23 protein-coding genes are annotated in these 26754 nt (G+C 55.3%); 10 read left to right on the forward strand and 13 right to left on the reverse strand.

Features of this window, described 5'->3' with window-relative positions:
- Positions 1-32 precede the first annotated feature (32 nt).
- From ASE98_RS03220 to ASE98_RS03235, 4 genes are all read right to left on the reverse strand, one after another.
- Positions 33-959, reverse strand: coding sequence for a 3-keto-5-aminohexanoate cleavage protein (locus tag ASE98_RS03220; protein ID WP_007913166.1), 927 nt, complete (start codon positions 957-959; stop codon positions 33-35).
- A gap of 50 nt (positions 960-1009) precedes the next feature.
- Positions 1010-1972 (reverse strand): 3-hydroxyacyl-CoA dehydrogenase, encoded by a 963-nt coding sequence (locus tag ASE98_RS03225; protein WP_027620503.1) that lies wholly within the window; start codon positions 1970-1972, stop codon positions 1010-1012.
- A gap of 402 nt (positions 1973-2374) precedes the next feature.
- Complete coding sequence (locus ASE98_RS03230; RefSeq protein WP_027620504.1) at positions 2375-3595, reverse strand: alpha/beta fold hydrolase; 1221 nt, start codon at positions 3593-3595, stop codon at positions 2375-2377.
- A gap of 65 nt (positions 3596-3660) precedes the next feature.
- Positions 3661-5049 (reverse strand): MFS transporter, encoded by a 1389-nt coding sequence (locus ASE98_RS03235; protein ID WP_027620505.1) that lies wholly within the window; start codon positions 5047-5049, stop codon positions 3661-3663.
- A gap of 369 nt (positions 5050-5418) precedes the next feature.
- On the opposite strand from ASE98_RS03235, the gene ASE98_RS03240 reads away from it, so the two are divergent.
- Positions 5419-6195, forward strand: a complete 777-nt coding sequence (locus tag ASE98_RS03240) for a DeoR/GlpR family DNA-binding transcription regulator (protein ID WP_027620506.1) — start codon at positions 5419-5421, stop codon at positions 6193-6195.
- A gap of 61 nt (positions 6196-6256) precedes the next feature.
- Here the strand turns inward: ASE98_RS03240 and ASE98_RS03245 are convergent, their stop codons facing one another.
- Together ASE98_RS03245 and ASE98_RS03250 are read right to left on the reverse strand one after the other, a co-directional pair.
- Positions 6257-7168 (reverse strand): LysR family transcriptional regulator, encoded by a 912-nt coding sequence (locus tag ASE98_RS03245; protein ID WP_027620507.1) that lies wholly within the window; start codon positions 7166-7168, stop codon positions 6257-6259.
- Positions 7169-7252: 84 nt separating this feature from the next.
- Entirely contained in the window at positions 7253-7789 is a 537-nt protein-coding gene (locus tag ASE98_RS03250) for a 2,4'-dihydroxyacetophenone dioxygenase family protein (RefSeq protein ID WP_007913179.1), read from the reverse strand.
- A 351-nt stretch (positions 7790-8140) separates the two neighbouring features.
- Between ASE98_RS03250 and ASE98_RS03255 the strand changes: the two genes are divergently transcribed.
- Both ASE98_RS03255 and ASE98_RS03260 read left to right on the forward strand, forming a co-directional pair.
- Positions 8141-9145 (forward strand): LLM class oxidoreductase, encoded by a 1005-nt coding sequence (locus ASE98_RS03255; protein WP_027620508.1) that lies wholly within the window; start codon positions 8141-8143, stop codon positions 9143-9145.
- Entirely contained in the window at positions 9142-10089 is a 948-nt protein-coding gene (locus ASE98_RS03260; RefSeq protein WP_027620509.1) for a nuclear transport factor 2 family protein, read from the forward strand. Before ASE98_RS03255 ends, ASE98_RS03260 begins: the two co-directional genes overlap by 4 nt.
- 18 nt (positions 10090-10107) lie before the next feature.
- On the opposite strand, the gene ASE98_RS03265 is transcribed toward ASE98_RS03260, so the two are convergent.
- The 5 genes from ASE98_RS03265 to ASE98_RS03285 form a co-directional block, all read right to left on the reverse strand.
- Positions 10108-11124, reverse strand: coding sequence for a LacI family DNA-binding transcriptional regulator (locus ASE98_RS03265; protein WP_007913182.1), 1017 nt, complete (start codon positions 11122-11124; stop codon positions 10108-10110).
- A gap of 161 nt (positions 11125-11285) precedes the next feature.
- On the reverse strand, positions 11286-12248 hold the full coding sequence (locus tag ASE98_RS03270; RefSeq protein ID WP_027620510.1) for a cyclase family protein: 963 nt from the start codon (positions 12246-12248) through the stop codon (positions 11286-11288).
- Between the two features lie 47 nt (positions 12249-12295).
- Positions 12296-13399: a glycerol dehydrogenase gene (locus tag ASE98_RS03275; RefSeq protein WP_060539958.1), complete on the reverse strand. Its 1104-nt coding sequence runs from the start codon at positions 13397-13399 to the stop codon at positions 12296-12298.
- A 63-nt stretch (positions 13400-13462) separates the two neighbouring features.
- Positions 13463-14233 carry an SDR family oxidoreductase gene (locus ASE98_RS03280; protein ID WP_060540165.1) on the reverse strand — a complete coding sequence of 257 codons (771 nt, stop codon included), beginning with the start codon at positions 14231-14233 and terminating at the stop codon, positions 13463-13465.
- Between the two features lie 654 nt (positions 14234-14887).
- Complete coding sequence (locus ASE98_RS03285) at positions 14888-15826, reverse strand: LysR family transcriptional regulator (RefSeq protein ID WP_060539959.1); 939 nt, start codon at positions 15824-15826, stop codon at positions 14888-14890.
- A gap of 121 nt (positions 15827-15947) precedes the next feature.
- On the opposite strand from ASE98_RS03285, the gene ASE98_RS03290 reads away from it, so the two are divergent.
- From ASE98_RS03290 to ASE98_RS03315, 6 genes are all read left to right on the forward strand, one after another.
- On the forward strand, positions 15948-16874 hold the full coding sequence (locus ASE98_RS03290) for an alpha/beta hydrolase (RefSeq protein ID WP_027620514.1): 927 nt from the start codon (positions 15948-15950) through the stop codon (positions 16872-16874).
- A gap of 270 nt (positions 16875-17144) precedes the next feature.
- Positions 17145-17687: a hypothetical protein gene (locus tag ASE98_RS26885; RefSeq protein WP_177327283.1), complete on the forward strand. Its 543-nt coding sequence runs from the start codon at positions 17145-17147 to the stop codon at positions 17685-17687.
- An 873-nt stretch (positions 17688-18560) separates the two neighbouring features.
- The gene (locus tag ASE98_RS03300) at positions 18561-18770 is read left to right on the forward strand and encodes a hypothetical protein (protein WP_060539960.1); all 210 of its coding nucleotides are present in this window, start codon (positions 18561-18563) and stop codon (positions 18768-18770) included.
- 780 nt (positions 18771-19550) lie between these two features.
- Positions 19551-20423: a TauD/TfdA dioxygenase family protein gene (locus tag ASE98_RS03305; RefSeq protein WP_201782589.1), complete on the forward strand. Its 873-nt coding sequence runs from the start codon at positions 19551-19553 to the stop codon at positions 20421-20423.
- A 106-nt stretch (positions 20424-20529) separates the two neighbouring features.
- Positions 20530-21009 (forward strand): 2,4'-dihydroxyacetophenone dioxygenase family protein, encoded by a 480-nt coding sequence (locus ASE98_RS03310; protein WP_060539962.1) that lies wholly within the window; start codon positions 20530-20532, stop codon positions 21007-21009.
- 182 nt (positions 21010-21191) lie between these two features.
- Positions 21192-22841 carry a 3-(methylthio)propionyl-CoA ligase gene (locus tag ASE98_RS03315; RefSeq protein ID WP_060539963.1) on the forward strand — a complete coding sequence of 550 codons (1650 nt, stop codon included), beginning with the start codon at positions 21192-21194 and terminating at the stop codon, positions 22839-22841.
- Between the two features lie 106 nt (positions 22842-22947).
- On the opposite strand, the gene ASE98_RS03320 is transcribed toward ASE98_RS03315, so the two are convergent.
- Complete coding sequence (locus tag ASE98_RS03320) at positions 22948-24021, reverse strand: alpha/beta hydrolase (RefSeq protein ID WP_201782587.1); 1074 nt, start codon at positions 24019-24021, stop codon at positions 22948-22950.
- Positions 24022-24381: 360 nt separating this feature from the next.
- On the opposite strand from ASE98_RS03320, the gene ASE98_RS03325 reads away from it, so the two are divergent.
- Positions 24382-25425, forward strand: coding sequence for an AraC family transcriptional regulator (locus tag ASE98_RS03325; protein WP_060539964.1), 1044 nt, complete (start codon positions 24382-24384; stop codon positions 25423-25425).
- A 308-nt stretch (positions 25426-25733) separates the two neighbouring features.
- Here ASE98_RS03325 and ASE98_RS03330 read toward each other — a convergent pair whose 3' ends face one another.
- Positions 25734-26744, reverse strand: coding sequence for a YeiH family protein (locus ASE98_RS03330; RefSeq protein ID WP_060539965.1), 1011 nt, complete (start codon positions 26742-26744; stop codon positions 25734-25736).
- Positions 26745-26754 lie beyond the last annotated feature (10 nt).

The following is a 26754-nucleotide window of genomic DNA, read 5'->3' on the forward strand; positions in this document are numbered from 1 at the left end:
CTATATAGGCTTTACGGGAATGAAACCCGCGCTTAGAAATTGACGTTATCGCCACCTTTGAGCTTCAGGATTTCCCTGGCGTCAGCAGGTGTCGCCACTTCAAGTGAAAGCCCTTCGAGAATTTTGCGCATGCGCGAGACTTGATCGGCGTTGCTTTTTGCCAATTGGCCCGGCCCGTCCCAAAGCGAGTCTTCAAGACCTACACGCACGTGTCCTCCAAGCGTGGCTGATTGAGCACCAATGCTCATCTGCTGCTTTCCTGCTGGAAGAACCGACCACTGATAGTCATCTCCAAAGAGACGATCAGCTGTGCGCCGCATATGAAGTACGTCCTCAGGGTGACCGCCGATACCGCCCAAAATGCCGAAAACCGATTGGATCAAAAATGGGGGTTTGATGAGGCCGCGATCAATGAAATGTGCAGCGGTATAGAGATGCCCAATGTCATAGCATTCGATTTCGAAACGGGTACCGTTCTCACTACATGACTCGAGGATGTGGGCTATATCGGTAAATGTGTTTTTGAAAATGCGGTCATGGCTGCCAGCGAGGTATGGTTCCTCCCAAGCGTGTTTGAACTCCTTAAACCGATTGAGCATTGGGTAAAGACCCATGTTCATCGTGCCCATGTTCAGTGAGGCCACTTCCGGTTTGAACTGATGTGCTGGACGAAGTCGATCTTCAAGCGACATTGTCGGTGCGCCACCTGTAGTCAGGTTTATCACCACATCGCTAGCCTCTTTAATAGCCGGCAGAAACTGCTTAAACAGTTCCGGATCCTGAGAGGGGCTGCCATCAATTGGATTACGAGCATGTAGGTGAACAATTGAGGCGCCAGCCTCAGCGGCACCAATCGCCGCTTCGGCAATTTGACCTGGTGTTACCGGCAGGTAACGGGACATGGAAGGTGTATGAATTGCGCCGGTGACCGCGCAAGTGATGATGACTTTACGAGCCATGGTGACCTCCTGGTTACTTTTATTTTGGTGTTCAGGATGAAGTGATGCCGTCAGGAATTTGGTGCTTGACGCTTGTGCGCAGCGAGAGCCATAAGGCGGCGGTCACGCCAGGCGGATCGCAACGCAATTCCTTCGAGTTCAAGTTTTTGGCGGCGCTCGTCATGTACTCGGGCGACTGCTGATTCCGACCAATCAAAAGCATTTTCGGAATTGATCGTTTCGCGATTTTGCTGACCGTAGCGTTTGGCATAGTCAGATACGCCGGCAGGGGCGTTGAGATCGATGGTTTCGAAGGGGCCCATAAATGACCAGCGGAGGGCGAGTCCATCTTTGAGCACCCGATCAATATCCTCAGAGCTAGCAAAGCCTTCCTCATGCAATTTGAAGCATTCGTTGAGGACTGCTGCTTGGACTCGGTTCAACAAGAAGCCGTGGATCTCTCGAGATAGAACGACAGAGCTCTGCCCTGCTGCGGTGTAGATCTCATGCGCTCGAATCATCACTTCAGATTCTGTCCACGGCGCAGGGCAAAGCTCCACAAGAGGAACTAAGTAAGGTGGGTTGGTAGGGTGTGCAACTACGCAGCGCCCCCGACCTGGTAGATCTTTAGTGAACTCGGAGGCCGGTAACCATGAAGTTGAACTGGCAAGAATCGCGGCCTTGGGCGCCAACGCATCCATTCGACTGAAGATATCGATTTTCGCCTCCACCGTTTCCCGAACGTTTTCCTGTACGAGCACCACGTCACGTAGCGCATCAGCCAAGTCGGGAACGCAAGTAATGCGTGCCAGCACGGTGAGGGGGGCGTCATTAAGAAGATCGAATTCTGCGAGCTCATTAAGTCTCGCTTCGATGTAGGCATGGCTGTTCTGCATTGTCTGCAGATCCATGTCGTGTAAACGCACCGGATGTCCCGCCCGAGCAAAAACAATCGCCCAAGCTCTCCCAATCAGGCCTGCGCCAACGATTGCAATGGGGCCACGCTCGGTCGCAGATGGAGTTGTACTTCGCATGATGTTCTCCAAATTTTGTATTTATGTTTAGGAGTAATCGTTTGAGCGGTTGGTGAACAATGCTGACGCTCAGATGTTCGCTCTGAGACAGATGCTATCCACTGTGATCACAGATCACAAGAAAATAATTCTGATTGTCTGACGATCGGCTATGGAAGGGATTCGAGGGTCGAGATAGCTCCCGCAACGGCCTGAGCCTCGGTTGCTCGGTGGCTCGGTGGCTCGGTGGCTCGGCGGCTCGGCGGCTCGGCGGCTCGGCGGCTCGGCGGCTCGGCGGCTCGGCGGCTCGGCGCGCTTTAGGTTTTTGTGCGGGAATAGAAAAGGTTTTTTTCGGGATTGAACCTTCGCGTTAAATAAACGCAGAAAAGCCCGCCTGACGAGCGGGCTCCTCAATCAGATCTTTCAGCCTGCGTGGCCGTGACCCGCTTCACGAAGGAAAGCGCGTACCGTGTCACAGAACTCCAATGGGTTCTCAGTCATTGGATAGTGGCCAGTACCTGCGAGCACGGCGATCTTACTGCCGGGAATGCGTGATGCTGTCTCCTCAACCTTCTCTTGGTACACCAACCAATCCGCGTCACCGCGCAGAAGTAAAACAGGCGCTTTGATCTTTCCAACTTGTTGCCGCTGATCAAAGTTCGCATAGCCTGTGAGGTCACCTTTCATCACCTGCGGCGTGGTTCGCGAGATCTGCCACACCACCTCCCTCGCACGATCTGGTGGAGTGCGATTGCCCGTCATCGAACGAGACCAGGCACCGATGATCTCTGGCCCATTCATGAGCAACATATCGAGGAAGAACTCGGAAACCGTCGGGGTAAAATCTGCCCCTTCAGCTGAAATGATCGCGCTGTACGCATCGGGCCGACGCGCCCCCAATTCCAGCACCAGATTGCCACCCATCGAGCATCCCATGATGGCGGGTTTCTCAAGTCCCAAGGCCTCCATAAGGTGCTCATTGAACTCCGCATGGCGAGTGAGGCTGTGGAATGGGCCTGATTCGGGTAGCTCTGATTTGCTGTGCCCGGGGGCGTCAATTGCGATGACGCGGAACTCATCTGAGAGACCGTCCAGTACGTGCCTGTACATCAGAGAATCTTGTGATGCTGCGTGGAAGCAAACGAGTGGACGCCCCTCCCCTGATTCTTCGTAGTAAACGCGAATTCCATCAACAGTAATGTACCGTCCTACCGTCTCTTTCCCCGACGGCTTAGGCCCGGGAGAGTACGAGACTGGTGGGTTATTATTGGCTTTCCCTACACGCTTCATTGCGTCGAACGCGCGGGCCATCACATCTACGTACTGCCATGCAGCGACCACGTTGCCCTCAATCTCAAGTTTTCCCAATCCAGGGGACAACGCTTCAAACCAGTCGATCTTTCCGTCAAGAACGCGCTGCCACTCATCATCAGCACCAGACACTATGATATCAGCGCCCAACGGGCTTCCTTCCGGGTAAACCGCAACGACTTTACCGGCGAGAACCGCAAGCGTTGAGAAACCTGTGCTGTGCTTGAATTGAATGCGCCCATCAAAATAGCGAGCAGCGGCAGTCCAATCAGCATCACCGTTTAACTCGTCGGCGAATTGGCTCAACCATTTGACATCATTAATAAGGGTCATGACTTTCTCCTAGCTTTAGCTATCCCCAAGGGGATTTTCTTGTAAGTGCAGATACGATCGGTTCGTTACAAACCCATGTTGCAAGAGGACTTCGATACCAGCGCCTTGTCGTACTTAAGGAACCAGCCGGTAGTTTCTCGGGTGAAGAAAATGGTGATGATGGCCGCCAGTACCATGAGACCGGAGATAAAGTAGAGCGCGTAGTTGTAGCCCGCAGCCTGCTCAAAGCCACCACCTGCGCCGATGAACATCCCGATCACGAATGGCCCAAAACCACCGGCGTAAATACCGACGTTGACGATTGAGCCCGCCAGGCCAGTCGTGCCTTGCTTCGCAGAGTCAAACGCAATGGCATACAGCAACGTGTAGGGCGCGTTCATCGCGAACCCAGCAAACAACTGAATCGCGATAAGCCAAGTCAGGCTGACGGATGAGTATTTGAAGAGGTACATGCCCACCGCAAGCCACGCGAAAACAAGCACTAGGCAAAGTTTTCGGCCTGCACGGTCTGAAATCCATCCCCAAACGATCTGGCCGATACCACCGGTGATCGTGAAGAGCACCGAGTAAGCAGCTGCCTCTGCGAAGTTGTAATGGGCAACAAAGGCCAGGTACTGAGGTAGCCAGAAGCTGATGCCGAAGTAGCCAACGATTGCAAACATCGAGATTAGAGCGATAGCGGAGATGTTCGGATTTTTCATTGCCGACTTGAACGCGCCTTTGGGCACTTCCACCACACCCTGTACCGCTTCCATTGATGGAGGGGTCTCACCGACGGCTTGAGCGTGTTCAACAAAGGACTCGTAACGCTTCTTCGTACTGAACCACCAGTAGACCGAAAAGATGATGATCATCGGTACAGGGAACAGCAGGAATGCCAAGCGCCAATTTTCCGGACCGTAAGCGTGGAGTAGAGCACTGATCGCTAAGCCGCCGATCAATGTGCCCCAAGGGTATCCGGTGTGATGAAGTCCTAGGGCGAAACCACGGCGTTCCTTCGACCACCACTCAGACAAGGAGGTGACTTCGATGGCTTCGCCAGCACCGCCAAATGCGTGAGACATCACTTGCAGCGCGACAAGCACTCCAAGCGAGCCAGTCAAGAAATTGAGGCCGGTCAGAAAGGTGAATAGCGTGTAAGCAATCACGATTGGCAGGTGGCGGTATTTTCGCATCCATCCCTGACCGCCTTTATCAGCCCAAATCATGCAAGGCACGGCTATCAAAGATGTAGCGATCGTGATGAAAGCGGCAAGCAGTCCAGTCAGCTCAGCGCTTGTCTTGAACTCGCTGGTGATGGAGGGCAATACCATAAAGAACATCTGGCGGGAGTTGGCATCCATGGCATATACGAGCCACAAAAGAGCCATCGCGCCCCACGAGGCTGCACCTGCTCCTCTCGGCACACGATTGACCGCAGGTAATGCTTCGATTTTGTCTTGAGCAAATCCCATGGGGATATCTCCGGGTGTTTATTTTTATTCTCCGGCTGAGGATCGGTGTTTTGCACACATACGCCTCAACATCCGAGATGATTCAGCACTTGTCGTACTGCTCACCATGGACAGAGGTTATGGCTCAAATTCAGGGCTGAATATAGCTGGCAAAGCACACCTGCTGTGACCGCCAGGAACAGGTCAGTGGCATAGAACCAAGGGATTACCAGTTGCAGCACCATCGCCCTTGAGCATGCAGGCGACGACGTCAATGCATTAGGGAAAAGACACCTACGCCGACATAGCTTCGTTTGACGGCACAACCAAAAACCACCATATTAATGCTCGGTTTAGCTCGATTATGATCGTTTAAGCAGGATTTTAAGCATGACCTCGACACTTGAAACGTTTCCTGGAGAACGCCAGCAACTTATTCAAGACCGCCTGGGAAGGTATGGACGTGTGATTGCAACTGATCTGGCGAGTGAGTTCGGTGTATCCGAACACTCTATACGACGCGATCTAAGTGCCTTAGCGGCTGCTGGGCTTTGTAAGCGCGTCTACGGCGGGGCAATCCTGATGCGTGAATCGGAGGATCCTATGAACATCCGGGTACTTCAGGACTCGTCGCGCAAGGATAGACTTGGTAAGACTGCTGCCTCATTTTTGACCTCAGGGCAACATGTGTTCATTGATGCGGGCTCAACAAATATGGCGATCGCCAGTGCGATTGATCCACAGTTGCAACTGACCGTTACCACCAACTCGCCATTAATTGCAGTGCAATTGATGAGACTGCCATGCGCCGAGGTCATTCTGTTGGGGGGCCGTCTGAATCCGATGACGGGAGGTGTGACGGGGTTAAGATCAGTCCAGCAATTACAGCATTTTAACTTTGACTGTTGCTTTATCGGAGCCTGCGCTATCGACCCTGACAATGGCGTGACGGCATTCGAATTGGAGGACGCCGACTTCAAACGCGCGGTCATCGCTTCGAGCGGCCAGCTGGTTGTCGCTGCGACCAATGAGAAGCTTTCTAGCGTCGCGCATTATCAAGTGGCGGAGTGTGGTGAGGTCGCAGCCCTAGTGGTTGAACATGATGCTCCACGAGAAAGGCTGGAGCCTTTCTTTACACAGATTTCCAATGTCGTCATGGCACGCTGAGATTGCCAGCTACCAGCACAATGCAGCGTCGGTGCCGAACTGACTGTAAAAGCTTAAAGGCTCAAGGCCTTACTACCTTCCATGGATGCTTAATCCATTTTTCCTGAAAAAACTCGATGAACACTCGGATGCGAGGACTCAGATGCTTACGGTCTGAATAAAGGAGGTAAATAGGCTCCAAGATCTCTGCTTTATACTCGTCAAGCAGAAGCACCAGCGAACCATCTTGAATGTCTTTTCCAATGTGGAAATCTGCAAGGCGGACTATACCCGCGCCTGATTTGGCCATGTCCCTCAGCAGTTCGCCTTGGGTAAACGATCCTCGGGGCTTCACAGGGGTCGTCACACCCAGACCATCCTGGATAAAGGCCCATTTGTTCCAAGGGCTGGCAAAACTGAAGTTAAAGCATCGATGATTCATCAGGTCTTGTGGCTGCTGCGGTGTTCCATACTTTTCCAAGTAGTCAGGTGAAGCACACAGCAACCATTCACATTCGCCTATCTTCTTTGCGATTCTGGAAGAGCTCGGAAGAATCCCGCTGTGGATGGCTATGTCCAATCCCTGCTCGAACTGGTCAACGAACTGAGCGCCTAACTGAATCTCGACATCAAGACCGGGATAAGTGTCGAGGAATTCCGGCAACCAAGGCACGATCTGCTGCTTCGCAAAAGAGGTCATCGTGTGGATGCGAAGCGTGCCACTGACCCTTGAAGGAAGCCCTTCTGCCAGAGAGTCAGCTTCACTCATCGCCTCAACCACAGCTTTCGCACTGCGCAAATAAGCAGCTCCCTCCTCCGTCAGAGTGAGGACTCGGGAACCCCTCTGGAACAGTCGAACCCGAAGCCGATCCTCTAGCCGCGCTATCAATTTACTGATGGCCGACGGAGTCATCTCATGCGCCCTGGCGGCAGCAGAAAAACTTCCGCACTCTGTTGACCAGATGAAGGCTAGCATTTGGGAGTATTGATCCATTTCGGTACGCTCCTTACGCGACTGAATCTACCTGTTTATCTACACAAAAAAACGCGCCGTAGCGCGTTCTTTTTTGAACCAAAATCAGCGAATGAACTGCTCGATATAATCGTCCGGCAAGCCCAAATTTTTGTAATGGCTGCGGGCAGCTTCCAGCTTGGTGAAAACGTCTTCATAGCCAACCGCGACACCCTGTGGGTCGACGTAAGTGTAGCCACCCTGAACGTGGAACCAAGTAATCATTTCTTCGACATCTTCAGGGACGAACAGAGTGTGAGTCTCCCCTGGCGGCTCGAATGCAAAGGAGCCTTCATCAGCAACCCAATCGTGTTCGAGGTAGTACCAACGCCCCTTCAACACGATCGCATGCACTGCACCTGAGTGGCGGTGACGTGACAAAACCCCGCTCTGCCGCACTCGGAGCAAGTTGATGTAGTACCCACCGCTAACGCTCAGCAGCAGTGGTTTGAAAGATACTGACTTGGTGACAGGCACCCAGAGATTATCGTCTTCGAGCCAAGTGGTCATAACGCCTGGATGCACCATGTCTGGAGACATGAAAGGCACCTGCGGCAAAGCATAAGGAATGGCAAGTTCATCAGGTTTAACGGGCGTATTCATTATAATTTCTCTCAACGTGTGACTGGCGAGCGAGCCAGGATTTCAATCGCTGAGTGAGAGTAGGTGATGCTCTCGCACAGGAGAATACTCAGAAATTCACACCATCTGTGACCACTCGTCACAGCGCGTAGACTCATCCCGTTGAAGGCCGCGACTCATCTAAGACGCCTACTGCGGACGAGTTCAAGCGATTGACCCAGCAGATTTTTCATTGAGCGGATAGCGGCCACCAGTGGATCGCGCCCCATCAGAGGGGACACATTTTCCCCAATACCTTCACTACCATGCAGACCTGTTCATCTGAAAGCCGCTTACACAGTAGTAATCGGCTTGAAATAATGAGGTTTAGCAATGACTTCTCTCAGCCCTTCCCTTGAGCTCAGTCCCGAGCTTGCAGCTCATCCGGCCTATTCGCGAGTGTTCCAGCCCGAAGGCCTCACCTTCGGATACATCATGCCCTTGGAGGGCTATCCGAATTCGCCGTTTCCCACGCTGCAGGATCATCAACGCCTTGCTCGCATCGCGGACGAGGCTGGATTCGCAAGTCTGTGGATGAGAGATGTGCCCTTCTATGACCCGAGCTTTGGTGATACTGGTCAAATGATCGACCCGTTTGTATATCTGGGATATCTGGCTGCTGTTACCAAAAACATTGCCTTGGGCACAACGGGCATCGTTCTTCCGTTACGTGAACCACTGATCGTCGCTAAGCAGTCCGTTTCGGTCGACCAGCTAACCGGCGGTCGTTTCTTGCTAGGGCTATCCAGCGGAGATCGCCCGATTGAATATCCAGCATTCGGGATTGATTTCGAAGCGAGAGAAGAACGATACCGGGAAGGCTTCGAGCTGATTAAGACAGTCACTGAAAACAGCTTCCCAAGCGTCTCAACCAAACTTTTCGGCCAGCTGGAAGGCTTGCTAGACATGGTACCCAAGCCAGTTGGCCCTCGACTCCCCATGATTGTCGTGGGCCGGGCCCGTCAGACGCTTGAGTGGATAGCCAATAATGCCGATGCCTGGATTTGGCATCTGAGCGACTTCAATCGTTTGCCCGGTCTCATCCGCGAGTTCCGTTCTGCCAGCCAGACCGGCAATGCAAAACCATACGGCTACGCGACATTTTTCGATCTGGCGAAGGATCCGAACACACCGCTGGAACGCGGCTACAACGGAATAAGGATCGGGCGTAATGCTCTCGTGGAGCTCTGGAAACGGCAACAGGATGAAGGTGTTTCACACGTCGCACTGAATATCAAACCTTTGCAGCGACCAGCCGCTGATGTCCTGGAGGAGATGGCTGAGTATGTCCTGCCACACTTTCCCATAGGCCAACCTGCCTCGCAGGTGACCCAGTGACCGGCTCAAGTGATCGCACCGACATTAAGGGCGTTATAGCCACCTTTCTGGAAGCCTGGGAGAACGGTAATTGGGAATCTGCTGGGGATATATTCACTGACAATTGCCAGTTGGTGACAAGCCACATGTCCGCTCATGAGGGTGGACGCAAGATTGTCAGAGCTTTCCAGCAAGACCGTGCCAAGGCTGATGGCTTTTCAGTGAAGGCAACCAATCACTATGTGGGAGGTGGAGAAACCGACGCCACTTTCAGTTTCTACGTCTATGGCCATATCAGCAAAGCCACAAAGTCGGCCAAGCTCGGATTTGGAATGACTGTCACGGGCTCTCTGAAAAAGACAGCAGGCACCTGGCACCTCGACAGCGTGCTGATTGCCTTGAATTGGGTAACCGGGGACTACTCGCTTGCAACTCACTGGCAGCTTCCACCAGGTGACGACGGATGGAGAATTGGCGATCTCGCTCCGACCATCGTGAGCGAACTGAACGCGCCATGGCTTGCTTTCCCAAGCTCAACGCCTTCGGTACCCAGCGAGGAGTGTATTGCTGAAACCTACGCTCGTTACTCATGGGCGCTGGATCAGGCTGACATGCAGCTACTTGCCCATTGCTTTGCCAACGACGCCGCTGGTGATTTCCAACCGATGGGCCTTATTGAAGGGCGCCACGCGATCATCGGCTCCTTCAAAGAGTTTCGCAGGCCCTGGCCGTGGATGCAGCATTTCGCGGACGTGCTGGAGATCAAGTCCGACGAGGAAAAGGGTGTAGCGGAAATGATTGTCGGCAGAGTCATTCCTGGAAACTCACACACGCAAGATGGCACGCCTCTCTATGGCGCGCATTACCGGATGCGGCTTCGTCGCAAGCATGAGGGCTTCTGGCAACTGACCTGGAGCGAGTACCGCCCAGGCTGGTTCAATGCCAAAGAAGCACCAAGAGTTTAGTCCCTTCCTGGAAACGCTCTAGGGCCGTGGCGCCGTACTATCTCGGACGACGAGTTCGATTTGTATGCGCTCGCGGCGTGCAAGTGGGCGCCCCTCGATCAGCGCAACGATGTTGTTGGCGCTGCTGATACCAATTTTCGAAGTCGGCACCCTGACGGTCGTCAGGGCTGGCACGTAGGCAGCCGCGAACTCGATATCATCGAACCCGCTGACTGATAGTTCTTTGGGGACGTCGATCCCATTGGAGCGCGCTTCCGCCAACGCTCCGATACAGGTGAGGTCAGTGCTGCAGACAATGGCCGTAGGCTTGGGGTTAAGCTCCATAGCAATCCGCAGCCCGGCGCGCCCTCCCTCAATCGTGAATGGCTGCTCAATAATCCGTTCACTTGAAAGCTCTATCCCTGACTCGAGTAGCTGAGCGGTGATTCCTTTCAGACGGTATTTTGCCCGTTCGTTGTTAGAAACAACTCCACTGATCATGGCGATACTTTGATGACCAAGGCTAAGCAAGTGCTTGGCAATCAATCGACCACCCTCCTCATTGCTGAATCCCACGCAGTGATGGTCGTGAGCACCATCTAGCGACCACATGAGAATGAATGGGCATTGGGCGGCAGTTAGTGCTTCATAAATTTCAGGACTATGTTCAGTACCCACTAACAGTAGGCCTTCAACGCCCCGCTCAATCATGTTCCTTACGTTTACCAGTTCCTGCGCCTGGTCGTATTCATGGGAAGAAATGATTAAGTGATACCCAAGCTCCGTTAGCCTTAACTGGAGGGCCTGGACAGCTTCAGCGAACGCAGGGTTGTTAAAAGTAGGAAAAACGGCTCCGATGCTGTGCGTGCGCCTGGATGCCAAAGCACGGGCGGCCCCGTCTCGCACGTACCCGAGCTCTTGAACAGCTGCTTGTACTTTGGCCAGCGTGGCAGGTTTCACTAAGTGCGGGACAGCCAATGCTCTTGAAGCACTCCCCATCGAGACGCCCGCCAATTCAGCCACATCCTTGAGCTTCGGTTTCTCGATTTTTTTCATTGGAGATTCAGCATCCTCGATCGTAGTGCGGAGACAGGACGATCAGAAGAACGCCCTCGATTTGCGCAGAGGATGATAAGCCAACAGCCTGCCGTTCGGGAGCCGTTAATTGGAGGGAAAAACCTGAGAACAGCGTTTCTGCTGCCCCCAGGCAAAAACACTTATTTAATGACGATCGGATTCACAGGAGCTCCGGTTCCGCCAACGACCTTTAGAGGGGCTGCGGTATAGAGAAACGTCCACTGACCGTCCTCAGCGCAGTCCTCAGCGAGAGGATCAAGCTGAGCGATCTCAGTGAGAGTGATGCCCAAGTTCCTCATGAGTGCGTTGTGCAACGGCAACGCAACCCCTGACACGGGATCGACGGTGACTTCGTTAGCAATGGTGTCGGTGACGATGTTCGGAATTTCCATCTCCTGAAACCACTTCACCAGCTCAGGGCTGTAGGTCAGGCCTGGCTCGATAAAGTCTTTGTAGAACTCTTCCGGGTCGCGTTTATAAAACGAGCCGATCCATCCAGTGCGGATGATGAGAATGTCGCGCTTGTTGATAGAGACGCCTTGAGCCCGGGCCGCAGCCATTAAATCCTCATGGTTGAACGTTTCACCTGCATCCAGCACGTCTTTACCACGGTGGCGCGCTATGTCGATCAGAATGCCTCGGCCAACGATGCCTTTTTCACCCAATGGAGCAACGCTCGCCTTGGCCAGGGAACCGATAGTGGTATCGGCGCTGTAGCCATTCCAAATCTGATCGTCGTACCAGACATGCCCAAGGGCGTCGTACTGAGTTGACCCTTGAAGATGAAAAAACATCACGTCGTCGGCGAACTCGTAAGAGCCCGGAAAATGTGGGCCTTTGCCACAGTTGTAGTGACCACGATCCATGATATTCATGCGTTTTGACTGGGAGCGACCAGGCCAGACCGGGTCACCAGCAGGATCTGCCATCCGTACCTGCAAAGTAAATGTCTTGCCTTGCTTGACCTCTTTGACCCCTTGGAGAACTTCGATACCTGTAAGGTAGTTGAGTGAGCCTACCTCATCATCCGGGCCCCACTTACCCCAGTTCTTAGGGGAGTCTTTGAGCAAGTCATGAATATGCGGAACGGTCTTGTCTGTCATTTTCTGAGCCTCTTTTATTCTTGGATTAGCTGTGCTGCATTTAGCGGTTAGTTGTAACGTTCAAATCGTTGTCCCAGCTCGTCAGCACGAGCGAGTCCTCGGATGAGTCGTTCAGCCGTAAGGGCTGGCGCCATATTTTTTGCGTACACCGCACCCAGTGTTGCCTGGACGACAATGTCCAATTCCTCAGAGGTAAACGGAGACGTCTGGCCAAGGCCGTCGAGGGTGACGGGAAGATTCACATCATTCAGAAGCTGAGCGACCTCTAGGATCTCTGAGTCTGGGCGCTCTTCGACGGACATCTGCACCAGCGTCCCGAATGCGACAAGCTCACCATGCAGCATGGAAGTAATCGCAGGAATTGCCGTAAGACCTCGCACAAGCGCATGAGCTAGCGACAAGCCGCCACTCTCGAACCCAACGCCACTGATAAGGACGGTTCCTTCAACAACCCGCTCGACATCATCATTAACCTCGTGCCGGCCTACTGCTTGGTAAGCGCTGTACCCGTAGGTCATAAGCGTCTTAAACACTGCCTCTGTTAGCAGCAATGCAGTGTTCAACGCTGGAGTACCAAATGAGTTATTGCCTCCGGCAGACTGACATTGTTGCGCCTCAAACTTTTTACTGATGGCGTCGCCGATACCTGCGGCGAAAAACCTTGCAGGCGCACGGACAATCACTTCGGTGTCCACGACTACTGCAGAGGGGTTCATGTTCAGGTACTCGACACCAACGACCTTGTGCGCTTCGTCGTAAAGCACAATCAAACGGCTGGTTGGGGCGTCGCTGGAAGCAATGGTCGGGCATACGACAATGGGGACGTTAAGCTGAGCAGCCATCCCTTTAGCCGTGTCAATTGTCTTACCCCCGCCCAAAGCGATGATGGTGTCTGGCCTGTAATCTGCTGATCGCTCACAGAGAGACGCAATTGCAGCTTTAGTGCATTCACCAGGAAAAACGATACTGTTCGCCTCGAAGCCATGCTCTGACAATGCATTCCCTACCTCAGGCCACAGATGCCTCGAGACGAACTCGTCGCATAAGACCAAAGGGCGCGATTGCCCCATATCGGAAAGGATTCTGCCAAGCTGCTTTAGCGCGCCTGGCCCTTGCTCGTATCGGCCAGGAAAACCCATTGTTCGAACCATGCCACCACCCGCTGCTGAAAAACTGTGAGATAAATCGTTACGTTGAATACGAGCCCGGATGGATCAGCGCATCAACCAGCCACCCGCCACATCCACAACTTGGCCCGTGATGAAGTCGCTGTCGTTTGAAGTCAAAAAGCATGCTGCTTTAGCTACCTCAAGTGGCGTTCCAAGACGGCCCAACGGAGTCTCATCAACGACTGCCTGGTTCGCTTGCGCAGAAACGGTTTTTAGAAGCGGCGTTTCGATGCGTCCCGGAGCCAGTGCGTTTGCCGTAATGCCATAGGGCCCGAGCTCACCTGCCAGGTGACGGGTAAAACCGATAACTGCGGCTTTAGTGGCGCTGTAATGCGCCGCGACGATAGGGAGGTAAGCGCTGCCAGCAACGGAAGACATATTCACTATTCTTCCAAAACGGCGTTCGACCATCACTGGTGCGAGAGCTCTGACCAAGTTGAATGAGCCTGTCAGGTTGATGCCAACGACGCGATCCCATTCCTGAGGATCCATTTCCCAAATCGGCGCTGGTGCGCCCTCATGTTTGGGTGAAATACCTGCATTGTTAATCAAGGTGTCGATCGGGCCGAGTTGCTCACTAAGCTCAAGACAGGCTCGACTGCATTGAGCGAAATCTGACACGTCAGCTTTAGCCCAAGCCACCAAATGTCCGGCAGCACTAAGTTGCCGGGAAAGCTCGAAAACTGACTGTTCGTCGAAATCTACCAAGGCAACCCGCGCGCCCTCCTCGCAGTACAGCCGGGCAATTGAGGCACCGATGCCCCCTCCTGCCCCGGTAATGAGAACTGTGCGTCCTGAATGTCGAAGATTCGTCATGCCAAATTCCCCGCGCTGAAAAAACATAAACAAGACGCGGTGATGCTCACGCGCGTCCGATGCCGCGTTGGCTCACCGAAAATTTCGGGCTCATGTAAGCGGATGGTGTTAGGAGATTTGCGTGGCGAAGCCAGTGCCCCCGTGCCGGAGCGGTCGGTGACTTTAGATAAGAGAGTGACAAGGGCTGCCGGCGTGGTTGACCGAGCGAAGGCTAATGATGCAGCGACCATTATGATCTCCAGACTTGCCTAGAAAAACGGCAAATATGAATCGTTTCATTATCACAGTTTGCGGCCATGAGCCAACAAAATCCATGATCTATTCACGACTCTACTTTTTGTATTTATTCTCGAAAGAGATATTTATGAAGCGCTTCATTTTTATTCGGATATTTGACCGCTGTCAAGCGTCTGCACGGTCACTGCCCCCGCAAGGAGCGCCAGTAGCTCCTACGAAACGCAGTCATGAGCATCTGGGCCAATCATATTGAGGATGTGGAAAACACCGGCGCACTAAGCCTCTGAGGCACTGGCTCCTTTGGCTGATGCACGGAATACGGGCGCAGTGCCCACGCCTGGAAGTCGATGATCAAGTGAGATGAATACGCGATGCATATGCTAGGTATCGACTAGCCGCGCGGGCTTCGCTCACGGGTCAGGCAGAGTGAATGCCTTCCGCAGAATGCTGTTCCCATGGTGGGCATGGTGACCAAGCCTCCACGAGCTTATCGATGAAGAGTCGAATTTTTGGAGATAGGTGCCGCTTGCTAGGGTAAATCACCCGAATAGGCTCTGCGGCCTCCGCGTACTCCGCGAGCAGTTGGACGAGCTTTCCGCTGCGCAAGTCGTCGTTAACCACGTAGGAAGGCAGGGTCGCTATACCCAAACCAGCGACAGCTGACTGGTGCAGTGACTCAGCACTGTCCATCTGCAGCCTTCCGCCATGAGTAACGGACAAAGAGCTACCATTCACGCGAAAATTCCAAGGAAGCAACCTCCCACCGCTCACGAAATGCAGGCACTGGTGCTCGGATAAATCCTCCGGCGTTTTAGGCTCGGCATGCTCAGCCAAATATTTGGGGGAAGCGCAGGTAATCATTTGTTGGTAGGCCACAGTGCGCGTTAACAACCGAGAATCTTCCTTCGGTGGCCCGATGCGCATGGCCAAATCAAATCCCTCATCGATCAGATCGACCAGCCTGTCAGAAAAGGTGATATCCACGCTCAGGGAGGGCCAATCCTTAAGGCAGCACTCAATGTGCTGAAGGACATGAAGTCTGCCCAGCGCAACCGGCAGACTCATCCGCAGTCGCCCACTAGGTGTCGAACGACGAAACGCAAGGGCATCCTCCACGTCGTCCAGATCCTGAAGAACGCCCACACAGCGCTCATACAGAACCTGGCCGTCATCCGTCATGCTTAAACTGCGCGTAGTGCGATTCAGTAAACGTACCTGTAAACGAGCCTCGAGCCTGACTATCGACTTTCCCACTGCAGAGCGCGTAAGGCCAAGCTGTTTTGCCGCCGCAGTGAAGCTTCCAGCGTTTACCGAGCTCACAAACGCGGCAATATCATTCAGGTTATGGAGTTCCATACGGCCTCGGTGGTCTCAACGTTCGGGCGGCTTAGCACCTGTTATGGGGAACCCTATTCCCCAATACTAAGCATAGTATCTCAATTAGCTAATCCACTCCCAACGATCAATTGAGGTCATTATGAACACTAAAGTCCAAGCAGCCGTCCAAACCTGGGCCAACAGCCTGAGCGATCTGGTACCCGTTCTTAAGGGAATCGATACCACTACAAAAATGAGCGACATCCGCGACTCCTACGCAAAAATGCTCGCGCAAAATCCTGCGCCTGCTGGCGTCAAATTCGAAGCAGTCGACATGGGTGGCGTACCCGGCACACTGGTTACTCCGGACGAGATCAAAACCGACGCGGTCGTGATGTACATCCACGGCGGCGCCTACATTGTAGGACGTCCAGACGGCTACCACGGTATCGGCGGCAACTACGCGAAAATGCTCGGTGCTCGTGTGTACATGCCGGACTACCGCCTTGCCCCTGAGCACAAGTTCCCAGCCTCTATTGACGACACACTGCGCGCCTACGAGTGGCTGCTTGAGCAGAAGATCCCAGCTAACAAGATCGCATTCTCTGGCGAGTCAGCCGGCGGCGCGATGGTTGTCAGCGTGATGGTGGCTGCGAAATCCAAAGGGCTTCCACTGCCTGCAGTTGGTTCGTCCATCTCGCCATGGGCAAACCTTGAACACACCGGTGCCTCCATGAGCAATCGTGAAGGTCTGGATCCTCTGAACTCCAAGCCTGTCTTGGACATCCTCGCCAGAGCATTCCTGGGCGACACATTGGCCAATCATCCTCTGGCCTCACCTGTGTTCGCGGACGTCACCGGTCTTCCACCAATCTTGGTGCAGATCGGCGAGAACGAGCTGATGTTGAGTGATGCAATGCGCCTTGCAACTCACTTGGCTGATAACCGAGTTCGCGTGAACCTGGAAGTTTGGCCAGCAATGTTCCACGCCTGGCACTTCTACGCCACCATGCTGCCAGAAGGTCAGCAGGCGATGGAGAGCTCCGTGCGCTTCATTGAGGCTGGCTTGGCCGACGCTAACCGCTAAAACGCAGAACAACCGCGATGGCTTTTCCTGCTGTCGCGGTTTTACTAATGCTGTTCCACAAAAGCTTCATCAGGCTAATAAAAAACCTGAGCAAGCGCCCTGCCCAACTCTTGTCACTTACCCCCCCCTTCTTGGCAGGTCATGTCCACTGAACTCAGAACATGGTTTTTCCGATGACACGAGACCGCAGCACGATCAATCCCCGAGTCTACCCCGTCGTGCGCTACCTTAGAGCATCATCCGCATCACGGCGCGACCAGGAACCATGGAATGAATCGCAAGCAGTTTCTCGAGCAACCGGACGTGCTCGGCCTCATCGAGTGGCTAATCGAAAACCTCCCCACTCTGCCAGTGCATCTGAAGGTCGCGCGCAGCAGGTTTGTGCGCAAAGCAATCGACTGCAAGGTTCAAGGTATCGAAGCGGTTCAGGCGGAATACCAGTGGGGCGGGAATTGGGAGACGGTCAAGGCGGAGCTGCGCCGGCTGCGCATTCGCTTACGTTTGGCGGTTCGGGCCCGCGATGAGTTCGCCACGCATGGAGCCTGCGAAGCGATCCTAGCGTGGGGAAAAGTCGATGGCGCCGTCGGATTTCTCAAGAATCAAATGCACGACAAGAACTTGATGAATTACCTAAAGCAGTGCCAGGCGCTTCTCGCGCTGGACCGCAAGCAGCAGCTCAACCCCCTCACCAAGCAGAACATCCTAAGATTCGACTCGGGCATGACTAAGATCCATGCCCTGCTCGACACCACTGGCTCTCCAATCTATGACGGCCGGGTCGGTGCCGCCATCGCGCTGCTCTACTGCCTGTAACGCCAAGGCACCGGCACCACTGCGCCGCAGGTAGTGGACTTCGCCTGGGGGCCAGGGATCGGCGACCAGATTCGAAACCCAAAACACTTAAAGCCTGGGTACAACGGTACACCGCAACTCTCCACCACCAGTCGGCACCTTTGGGCACGGCGTCAGCTCCAATTAGGTTGGATCATCCGCGCGGTACTAGAAGGGTCCGAATTATTCGCCAAGCAGCCTCAGCTGGTAGACCGCTGCCACGCCTTTGAAGCTGGATTGTTCATGATTGGCTATGACCTACGCAGTCTAGTCCCCGACGGCTATACGATCCCAGTGCCGCCCAAGCCTAACTACCGGGTACGTAGGATGACCCGAGCGACCTGAGATAAACAAGCTGATGGTTGACCTGTATGTAGTTCTCAATACACAGGAAAATAGTCTTAAACACTCAAAAACGTCAGGACCTGAAGAGAAAGACTAATCAACATTGATAAAGAGACCACGCGTGAGCGCCAAAGCCTGCGTCCGCCCACGCGGAAGCCATGAGGATTCCACCCAGAGCCAGTCGTTTTGTGGGGGTAAAAACGACCAAACATAAAAAAGGGTAGCAAGATAAAATCTCGCAACCCTTTGAATTATATGGTCGGGACGGAGTGATTCGAACACTCGACCCCTAGCACCCCATGCTGGGGACTAAACAACCATAACATATTGTTTTTAAACGAATATTTATCCTATTCAGGGTGGCAAAACATCCGTTTTTTTGTGCTTATGCAAACGGTAAACCGTGGCCTGTAGCGGTGGTTTTGCGCATAGCCCTGCTCCGGCGTCCTGCCAACCAAACATCACTCCTCATCCCCACTGCTACGCTGAAAACTCCACGGAGGATTCGCGATGCCAAACTCTGACCTGCTCCCTTCCCTGCTGTTCAAGATCAACGAAAACCAGCTTGCCCTTGAAGCCGCTATCCTGGAGCTTTCGAGCTGGGTCGAGCAGCGCGGATCGGCCGATGTCGCCGACAATGTGCGCGGCGCCCTTGAAGCTATCGACAAGAATGAGGAATTTATCAAGATGACGCTCGCGGTGATGATGGCGCCGGAGTGACCGCTACCGGCCGATTCTGTTGAAATAGTCGGTTTTCTCAACCGCTCGAATATTGACGGGTAAAAACACATTTTTTGCCCGCTGCTACGTAAAATCCGAGTCTGGACACCTCTGCTGAAAGCAAGAAATTCAATCTCAGACGCGTACTTTTCTGTCGTGAGAACCAAGCCGTACTTTTTCAACAGAATCGGCCAGAAGCTGACGTTCGATTTTTTTGGGAACCTCAAAGTCCTTTGATGAAAACACTAGATGTCGCAGTGGTTCCGCGGCCAGTTTGACCAATCACTTTCGGATTGAGCCTTTTACAACTGGAGAACTAGGCAGCCCCCAAGGCCTCTCGCATAAAAGCGAAGCCCGGCGACCGCTCACGTGCTTTTTAGTGCTCCTGATCAGCCATATTGCGTGGATTTTCGACGTCCTCGATGCTCCTCACGATATGCACTCCTCCGTCCATCTCTAGAAATTCCGTCCCAGCAGGCAAAACTGCGCCGGTGCGTGGACATTAATCAGCTAATGTCCGTGGTCCCGACGCACCGTCCCAATATGCTAATAAACTGTCCCGCCGCGCCCATAGTCTCGTGCCCGAGATATCTACTATAGGACCAGTACCTCTGCCATCAGCGGGGGCCTGTTACCTATACCGGATGCACATCTTGCGCATCGCCGTACAAGCACGGATTGGAGACAACAATGACAAAAATCGCCGACATCCAAAACACCCCTTCACCAGCATCGCCCTCGGCACCGGCCATCATCCGGTCGTCGGTGCGACAGCATTCGATCAAGGTAGAGCTTTGCACACCCGCCATCGGCGCCGAGCTCAGCAACGTCAGCCTTGTCGACGCTGCCCAAGATCCAGAACTGATCGCGCAAATCCGGGAGCTGTGGCTCAAGCACAAAGTGTTGTTCTTTCGCGACCAGAACATCACCCCAATGGAGCAACAGCACTTCGCCGCGCAATTCAGCGAACTGGAAGCCCATCCCTTGGCGCCGAGCCATCCGGAGGCGGACAAGCTGCTGATGCTGTACCGCAATCTCGATCCGAGCAAGCCCAAGAGCTATGTGGAAAAGGCTAGTCGCGAAAACCTCTGGCATGCCGATGTCACCTACAAGCAGGCGCCGCCCCGCGGTGCGGTATTGCGCTGCGAACTGGGTCCGGAGACCGGCGGCGATACGCTGTTTTCCAACATGGTGATGGCCTACGAAAAGCTGCCCGAAGGCATCAAGCAACGGATCGATGGCTTGTATGCCAAACACGGTGCCGAGCAGACCTTTGGCGCCCAGTTGCCACGCGAAGAACGTCACGCGATGGCCCTGAAGACCCCCGGCGCCGAGCATCCGGTAGTGCTTGTGCATCCCGAGACCGGCGAGAAGGTGCTGTTCGTCAATTCCGCATTCACCACCCATTTCTCGAACTTCTTCAACTTCGAGGACATCCGCTACGGCCAGGACTTCATGCCCGAGGCTCATCACCTGATGAACTACCTGATCTCCCAGGCCGCCATCCCGGAATACCAGGTTCGCCTGAAGTGGCGCACCAACACCGTTGCCATGTGGGACAACCTGCAAATCCAGCACTACGCCGTGGCTGACTACGGCAACGCGCCACGGAAGATGCTGCGCGCAACCTTGGCGGGAACCCCGCTGACCTGACCCTGACTGCAAGACAGACAGCCCGGGCACCCGACCATCCGTGATGGTCGGACGATCCCGGTCGCCGAAAAATTCCCGATCACAACAACAATCAACGGAGATACCTATGCTCTACGAACACGTCGACACCGCCGTCATCGATGGCGAATCCCTGCCCTGGATTCCGTTTACCCCTTATGCCGATAACGTCCTGCTCAAGTACTTCAAGCTCGACCCGATCCGTGGCGAATGGATCGTCATGATGAAGGCGCCGCTGGACATGCAACTGCCCAAGCACCACCACACCGGCACGGTCATGGTCTACACGATCGAAGGTCAGTGGAAATACAAGGAGCATGACTGGATCGCCGGCCCCGGCAGCATCGTCTACGAGACGGCCGCGTCGACTCACACACCTGAAGTCGTCAGCACGGGAAGCGCGGACGGGTATTCGCTCATGCTGGTTCAAGTGACGGGCGATCTCGCGTTCTTGGACGGCAACGACAACATCGTCGCGCTGGAAAACTGGAAGACCGGGTTGCAACGCTATCTAGCTTATTGCGAGCAGCATGACATCGCGCCGAAAGACCTGACGGCATTCAACTGACCCGGATTTCACGGGAAAACCCGGCGCCTCTGGTTCAAGGGGCGACCGGGCCAGTTACCGGTTAGCAATCATTCAGGGGAGGGAAACAGGCTGTGTCGGGTCGCGGTCTTGACGCGAAATCTGACCCGGGCCTGGCCGCCTGCTCGCTCCCCCGATCACAGACAAGCGAACGGAGCGATGCCATGAAAGGCCTGATGATGCAAAAGCAGCTTTTGATTTCCTCACTCATTGAACATGCCGACCGCCATCACGGTGATACGCAGATCGTATCCCGTCGGGTGGAGGGCGATATCCATCGCTACACCTTCCGAGACTGCCACCATCGCGCGCGCCAGTTGGCCAGCGCACTCACCCGCCTGGGCGTCAAGCCTTCCGAACGGATCGGCACACTGGCCTGGAATGGCTATCGGCACCTGGAGTTGTACTACGGCGTTGCCGGCATGGGTGCCATTGTGCATACCATCAACCCTCGCCTGCATGAAGACCAGGTCGCCTACATCGCCAATCACGCCGAAGACCAGTACATCTTCTTCGACTTGACCTTCTTGCCACTGATCAAGGCCATCGCCGGGCGCTGCAATGGGGTCAAGGCGTTCATCGCCATGACTGATCAGGCGCACATGCCCAAGGATGCCGGTATCGACAACTTGCTGTGCTATGAAGACCTGCTTCAACAGGGAGCCTGCGACTACGCCTGGCCGGTTTTCGACGAGGATGCCGCCAGTACGCTCTGCTACACCTCTGGTACGACGGGCAACCCTAAAGGGGTTTTGTACAGTCATCGCTCGTCGGTGCTGCACACCTATGCAGCCGCGCTCCCTGACGCCCTGAATTGTTCGGCGCACGACGTGATCCTGCCCGTTGTGCCGATGTTCCATATCAACGCCTGGGGACTTCCCTACATCGCGTGCATGGTCGGGGCCAAGCTGGTATTTCCCGGACCGGCCCTGGATGGAGCATCGCTGTTCGAACTGCTCGAAGCCGAGCAGGTGACACTGTCCGCGGGTGTCCCTACCGTGTGGCAAGGCCTGCTTGGTCATCTGGAAAAAACCGGCCGGCAATTCTCCAGCATGAAACGCAGCATCATTGGTGGCGCGACCTGCCCCCCGTCCATGCTGCACACCTTTCAGCAAACCTACGGCGTAGCGGTATTGCACGTCTGGGGGATGACGGAACTGAGCCCTATCGGAACCGTCGGCGCCCTGAAGGCCAGGCACCTCGAAATGTCTCCGGCAGAGCGTTATGCCATGCAATCCAAGCAAGGCCGGGCGGTGTTTGGCGTCGACATGAAGATCGTTGACGCGGACGGCCTGGAGCTGCCTTGGGACGGCGCGACCTCGGGTGACCTGATAGTGCGTGGCCCCTGGGTCGTGCGCGACTATTTCAGAAATGAAAGCGACTGTTCGCCGCTGCTCGAACACGCCGGCCAGACCTGGTTCCCCACCGGCGATGTGGCGACCATCGATGGCGACGGCTTCATGCAGATCACCGATCGCAGCAAGGATGTGATCAAGTCGGGTGGGGAGTGGATCGGCTCGATCGATCTGGAGAACATTGCCCTGAGCCATCCCTCTGTCGCCCAGGCGGCCTGCATCGCCGCGAAACACGCGAAGTGGGATGAACGGCCCTTGCTGATCATCGTCAGGAAAGCGCAGGCAGCCCTGACCCGGGAAGATCTGCTGACCTTTTATGACGGCAAGATTGCCAAGTGGTGGACGCCGGATGATGTGGTCTTCGTCGACACGATACCACTGGGTGCTACGGGCAAGGTGTTGAAGAACCGCCTGCGCGAGCAGTTCGGCGATCATCTGCTGGTCAAGGCTGCCAGCTGAGTAACAAGGAACAAATCCAGCCCTGTCCATGTGCAAAGGCAGGGCGGACGTTACGGCAGATGCCGGTAGCGTTCGCCCTGCCTTTGCATTACCGCTATCAAGGGGTTTAGCCAGCCGCTGGCTCAGAGGCCGGGTCGCCGGACATCAACTGCTCGAGAAACTCCAGCAGCAATTCGTTGACCTGAGCCGGGCTTTCCTCTGCTGCGCTATGGCCTACACCGGGTAGCAGCACCTTTTTGCGCAGAGCGGGTAGGTAGGCGTCCATCTGGTCGTAGAGGCTGCGGATCTCCACCGGCTCCAGGGAAGGGTCGGCAGCACCACCGATGAACAGGCTTGGCTGGCTGACCTTCGCGCCGTCGAGAAACGCGGTGATTTCCCAGTTGCGGTCGCGACAGCGGTAGTAGTTCAGGGCACCGGTAAACCCCGTGCGCGTGTACTCGGCGACGTAGTAGTCGAGCGACCGAGGGCTCAGCCAGTACGGGAACGCTCCCTTCGGCTCGGTAAAGGCGTTGAGAATCGGCTCACCGGCCTCGACAAACAGACGCCAGCGTTCGGCTCCCACGGCGCTGCCGGAGATCGAGTAGAAGACGCTGCTCAAGGTCTTGCGCGGATCAGCGGCCAGCTCGCGATCCGGCTTGGTGAGCTGCTGGAAATACAGGTGGTGGTAGACCCGGCCTTTCGCCATGGCCTGCAAGCCCACGGTTGGCTTGACCTTGCCCCGCGGCGGTACCGGGGTATTGAGCATCACCAGGCCACTGAACAGATCCGGGCGCAACATGGCGGCCGCCTGGGCCACCCAGGCGCCCAGGTCGTGGCCGATGATCACCGCAGAGGTTTCGCCCAGGGCCGCCATCAAACCCACCATGTCGCCGACGGACTGGCTCATGTCATAGGCTTCGATGGCATCGGGGCGGTCCGATTGCCCGAACCCGCGTTGATCGGGCACCACAACCCGATAGCCAGCCTCGGCCAATGCCACGATCTGGCGCCGCCACATGTACCAGAGGTAGGGGAAGCCGTGCAGCAGGATGACGAGCGGGCCCTGGCCCTCGTCGATGTAGTGCATGCGGATGCCGTTGACGTCGGCAAAGCAGTGGTTGAATGCATCAGGATCGTCGGCATCCACCTGCGCCATTGCAGCGAGCGGCTGACCGATACACATTGAAGTGCGCGTATCCATTATCTACCTCCATCTTATTAGTTGTGGGCTTGAAGGTAGCTCTGAGAGGGTGCCCTGCACTGAGCTTAGCAGGACACAATATTGTGAAATTGGGACAGATCGAAAGACTATAGAGCTGCTTCTGCCGCCGCCATTCTTGGCTCGCCGGTAGTGTCCCAATATGCAAAGAAATTATCCCGCCATGCCCATAACGCCGCGCTCGTGTTCCCTACAATGGGACCGCGCTTCCTGCTCTGCAATACGCCAGACCAAGGTTGAAGATCGCTAGCGCTATCAGTAATTCCACAAGCGCCGTCTTCTCGCTCAATACATATTCGATGAAAAAAGAAACGCCGCCATCGGCCGAGGGAGATCCTATACATGCCCAAGCTTGTTCGCGCCGCCGTCTTGACCAAATACCTGGAAGTCACCCAGGACCTAGGGTTCAACCCGCGTGACGTGCTGGCAGTTGCCGGCCTGAACAAGGCTCAGCTGCAAGCCCCTGAATACCGCATTCCCATCGATGCCGCCGTACGTCTGCTGGAAGATTCGGCCGCCGCCAGCGATTGCCAGACCTTCGGCCTGCGCATGGCCGAGTCACGCCAGCTTTCGGACCTCGGTGTAGTCAGCCTGCTGCTCAGCCAACAGCGCACCCTGCGCGACGCCTTGCAGGTGATGGAGCGCTACCGTCATCTGATGAACGATTCCCTGGGAATCTTCGTTGAAGAGGCCGGCAGGATGGTGATCATTCGTGCAGTGATGGTCACCGAGACACTGCTGCCCAATCGCCAAGCCACGGAGCTGGTCATTGGCGTGCTGTTCCGCTTGTGCTCGACACTGCTCGGCTCGAAGTGGCGCCCCTACAGCGTCAACTTCATGCACCAGCCGCCAGACAGCCTGCACTTGCATCAGCGCCTGTTCGGCTGCAATCTGGAATTCGGCAGCGAGTTCAACGGCATCGTTTGCTCCGAAGCCAGTCTCGATATGATCAATCCCAATGCCGACCCGTCCATGGCCCGTTATGCCCAAGACTACATCGATTCGTTGCAGGGCGATGAAAGCACCTCGATGCTGTTCGAGGTGCGCAAGGCCATCTACCTGTTGTTGCCCATGGGGCGCGCCACCCTAGAGCAGATCGCCCTGTCACAGGGCATGAACGTGCGTACCTTTCAACGCCGTCTGCAGGACGACGGCTGTGCCTTCAACGACCTGATCAATGACGTGCGCCGCGACCTGGCTCTGCGTTATCTGGAGAACCCGAACAACTCGATGAGCCGCATCGCCGACATGTTCGGCTTCTCCATGGCCAGCTCCTTTACCCGCTGGTTCATCAACCAGTTCGGCATGCCACCGGCGGCGTGGCGCAGCGCGCAGAAACAGTCCGGTCTCTGCGCAGAGAGTGCCGCAGTCCCTAAATCCTTCTGAGTACAAGGCAAAAAAGGTTTTTCACGCAATTGCGGGAAACTCAGAAACAACAGCGCCGATTTGACTGATGATGTTCGTGCGAGCAAACACATCTGACAAATCGGCGTTCTTGTGCGTGGTATGAGTATTGCGAATTCTTTTTCAAGTAGATCGCGTCTTTCCCGACCATTCGTGATGAGCAAAAAAAAACGGCGACTGCTGGTACAGTCGCCGCAAAAAACCGATGTTTGTGGCACCGGTGGTGAGCTTCACTGTAACGAGGAGCCAGCCCAGTGAAGCCATACCATAAACCTGAGTGAAGCCTGTTTTCAGAGACCCCAGTGCAGCAACAGCAGTACCAGCACGACCAAGAACACCGTCTCACCGACCATCAGCAGGATCGGTTTGATCCCGACCGCCGCCAGCTCCTTGAGCCGAGTCTTCATGCCCAGGGCACTGATGGAAATCACCAGGCACCAGCGCGACAACTCATTGACCCCGCCTTGCACCGCCGGAGCGATCCAGCCGGTGCTGTTGATGCAGGCCAGAATCAGAAAACCCACGGCGAACCATGGCAGCAGCGGTGGGCGCTTGCCGGTCGGGTCAGCGCTTTGCATGCGGGTGATCATGGCCGCGGTGACGATCACCGGCAGGAGCATGGCAACGCGCATCAGCTTGACCACCGTGGCCGTGTCACCGGTCTCGGTTGACATGCCGTACCCAGCACCGACCACTTGGGCGACGTCGTGGATGGTGGCGCCGAGGAACACCCCGGCGATCTGTGGCGACAACGAGAACCAGTTGGCAATCATTGGATAGACGATCATCGCCAGGGTGGACAACGCCGACACGCCGATCACCGTGAACAGGGTCGCGCGCTCTTTCTGCGGATGGTTCGGCAACGCCGCCGCCAGTGCCAAGGCTGCCGATGCGCCGCAGATGGCCGTGGCGCCACCGGTGAGCATGCCAAACAGCCGCGAGAAACCCAGAAACTTCGCGGCGATCACCGAGGCAGCGATGGTCAACACCACCAGGATCACCACCAGTACCATCGGCTTCCAGCCCAGTGCCGCCATTTGTTCCAGGGTGATGCGCATGCCCAGCAGAGCGACGCCGATGCGCAGTACCGTGCGGGCGGTGAACTCGACGCCGATTTTGCAGGGACCGTCGTCGGCAAGAAAATTCAAGGCCATGCCCAGCAACAAGGCGAACAACATGACCGGCGCGCCGTAGTGCTCGGACAAAAACGAGGCGGCGGCGGCCACGATCAGGCTGACTATAAAGCCCGGTACCAATTCGCGTGTGCGGGTTTGGATGTGGGTTAGAGCAATAGCGCTCATGGCGCGGACT

This window comes from Pseudomonas sp. Leaf48, assembly GCF_001421885.1.
GTDB lineage: Bacteria > Pseudomonadota > Gammaproteobacteria > Pseudomonadales > Pseudomonadaceae > Aquipseudomonas.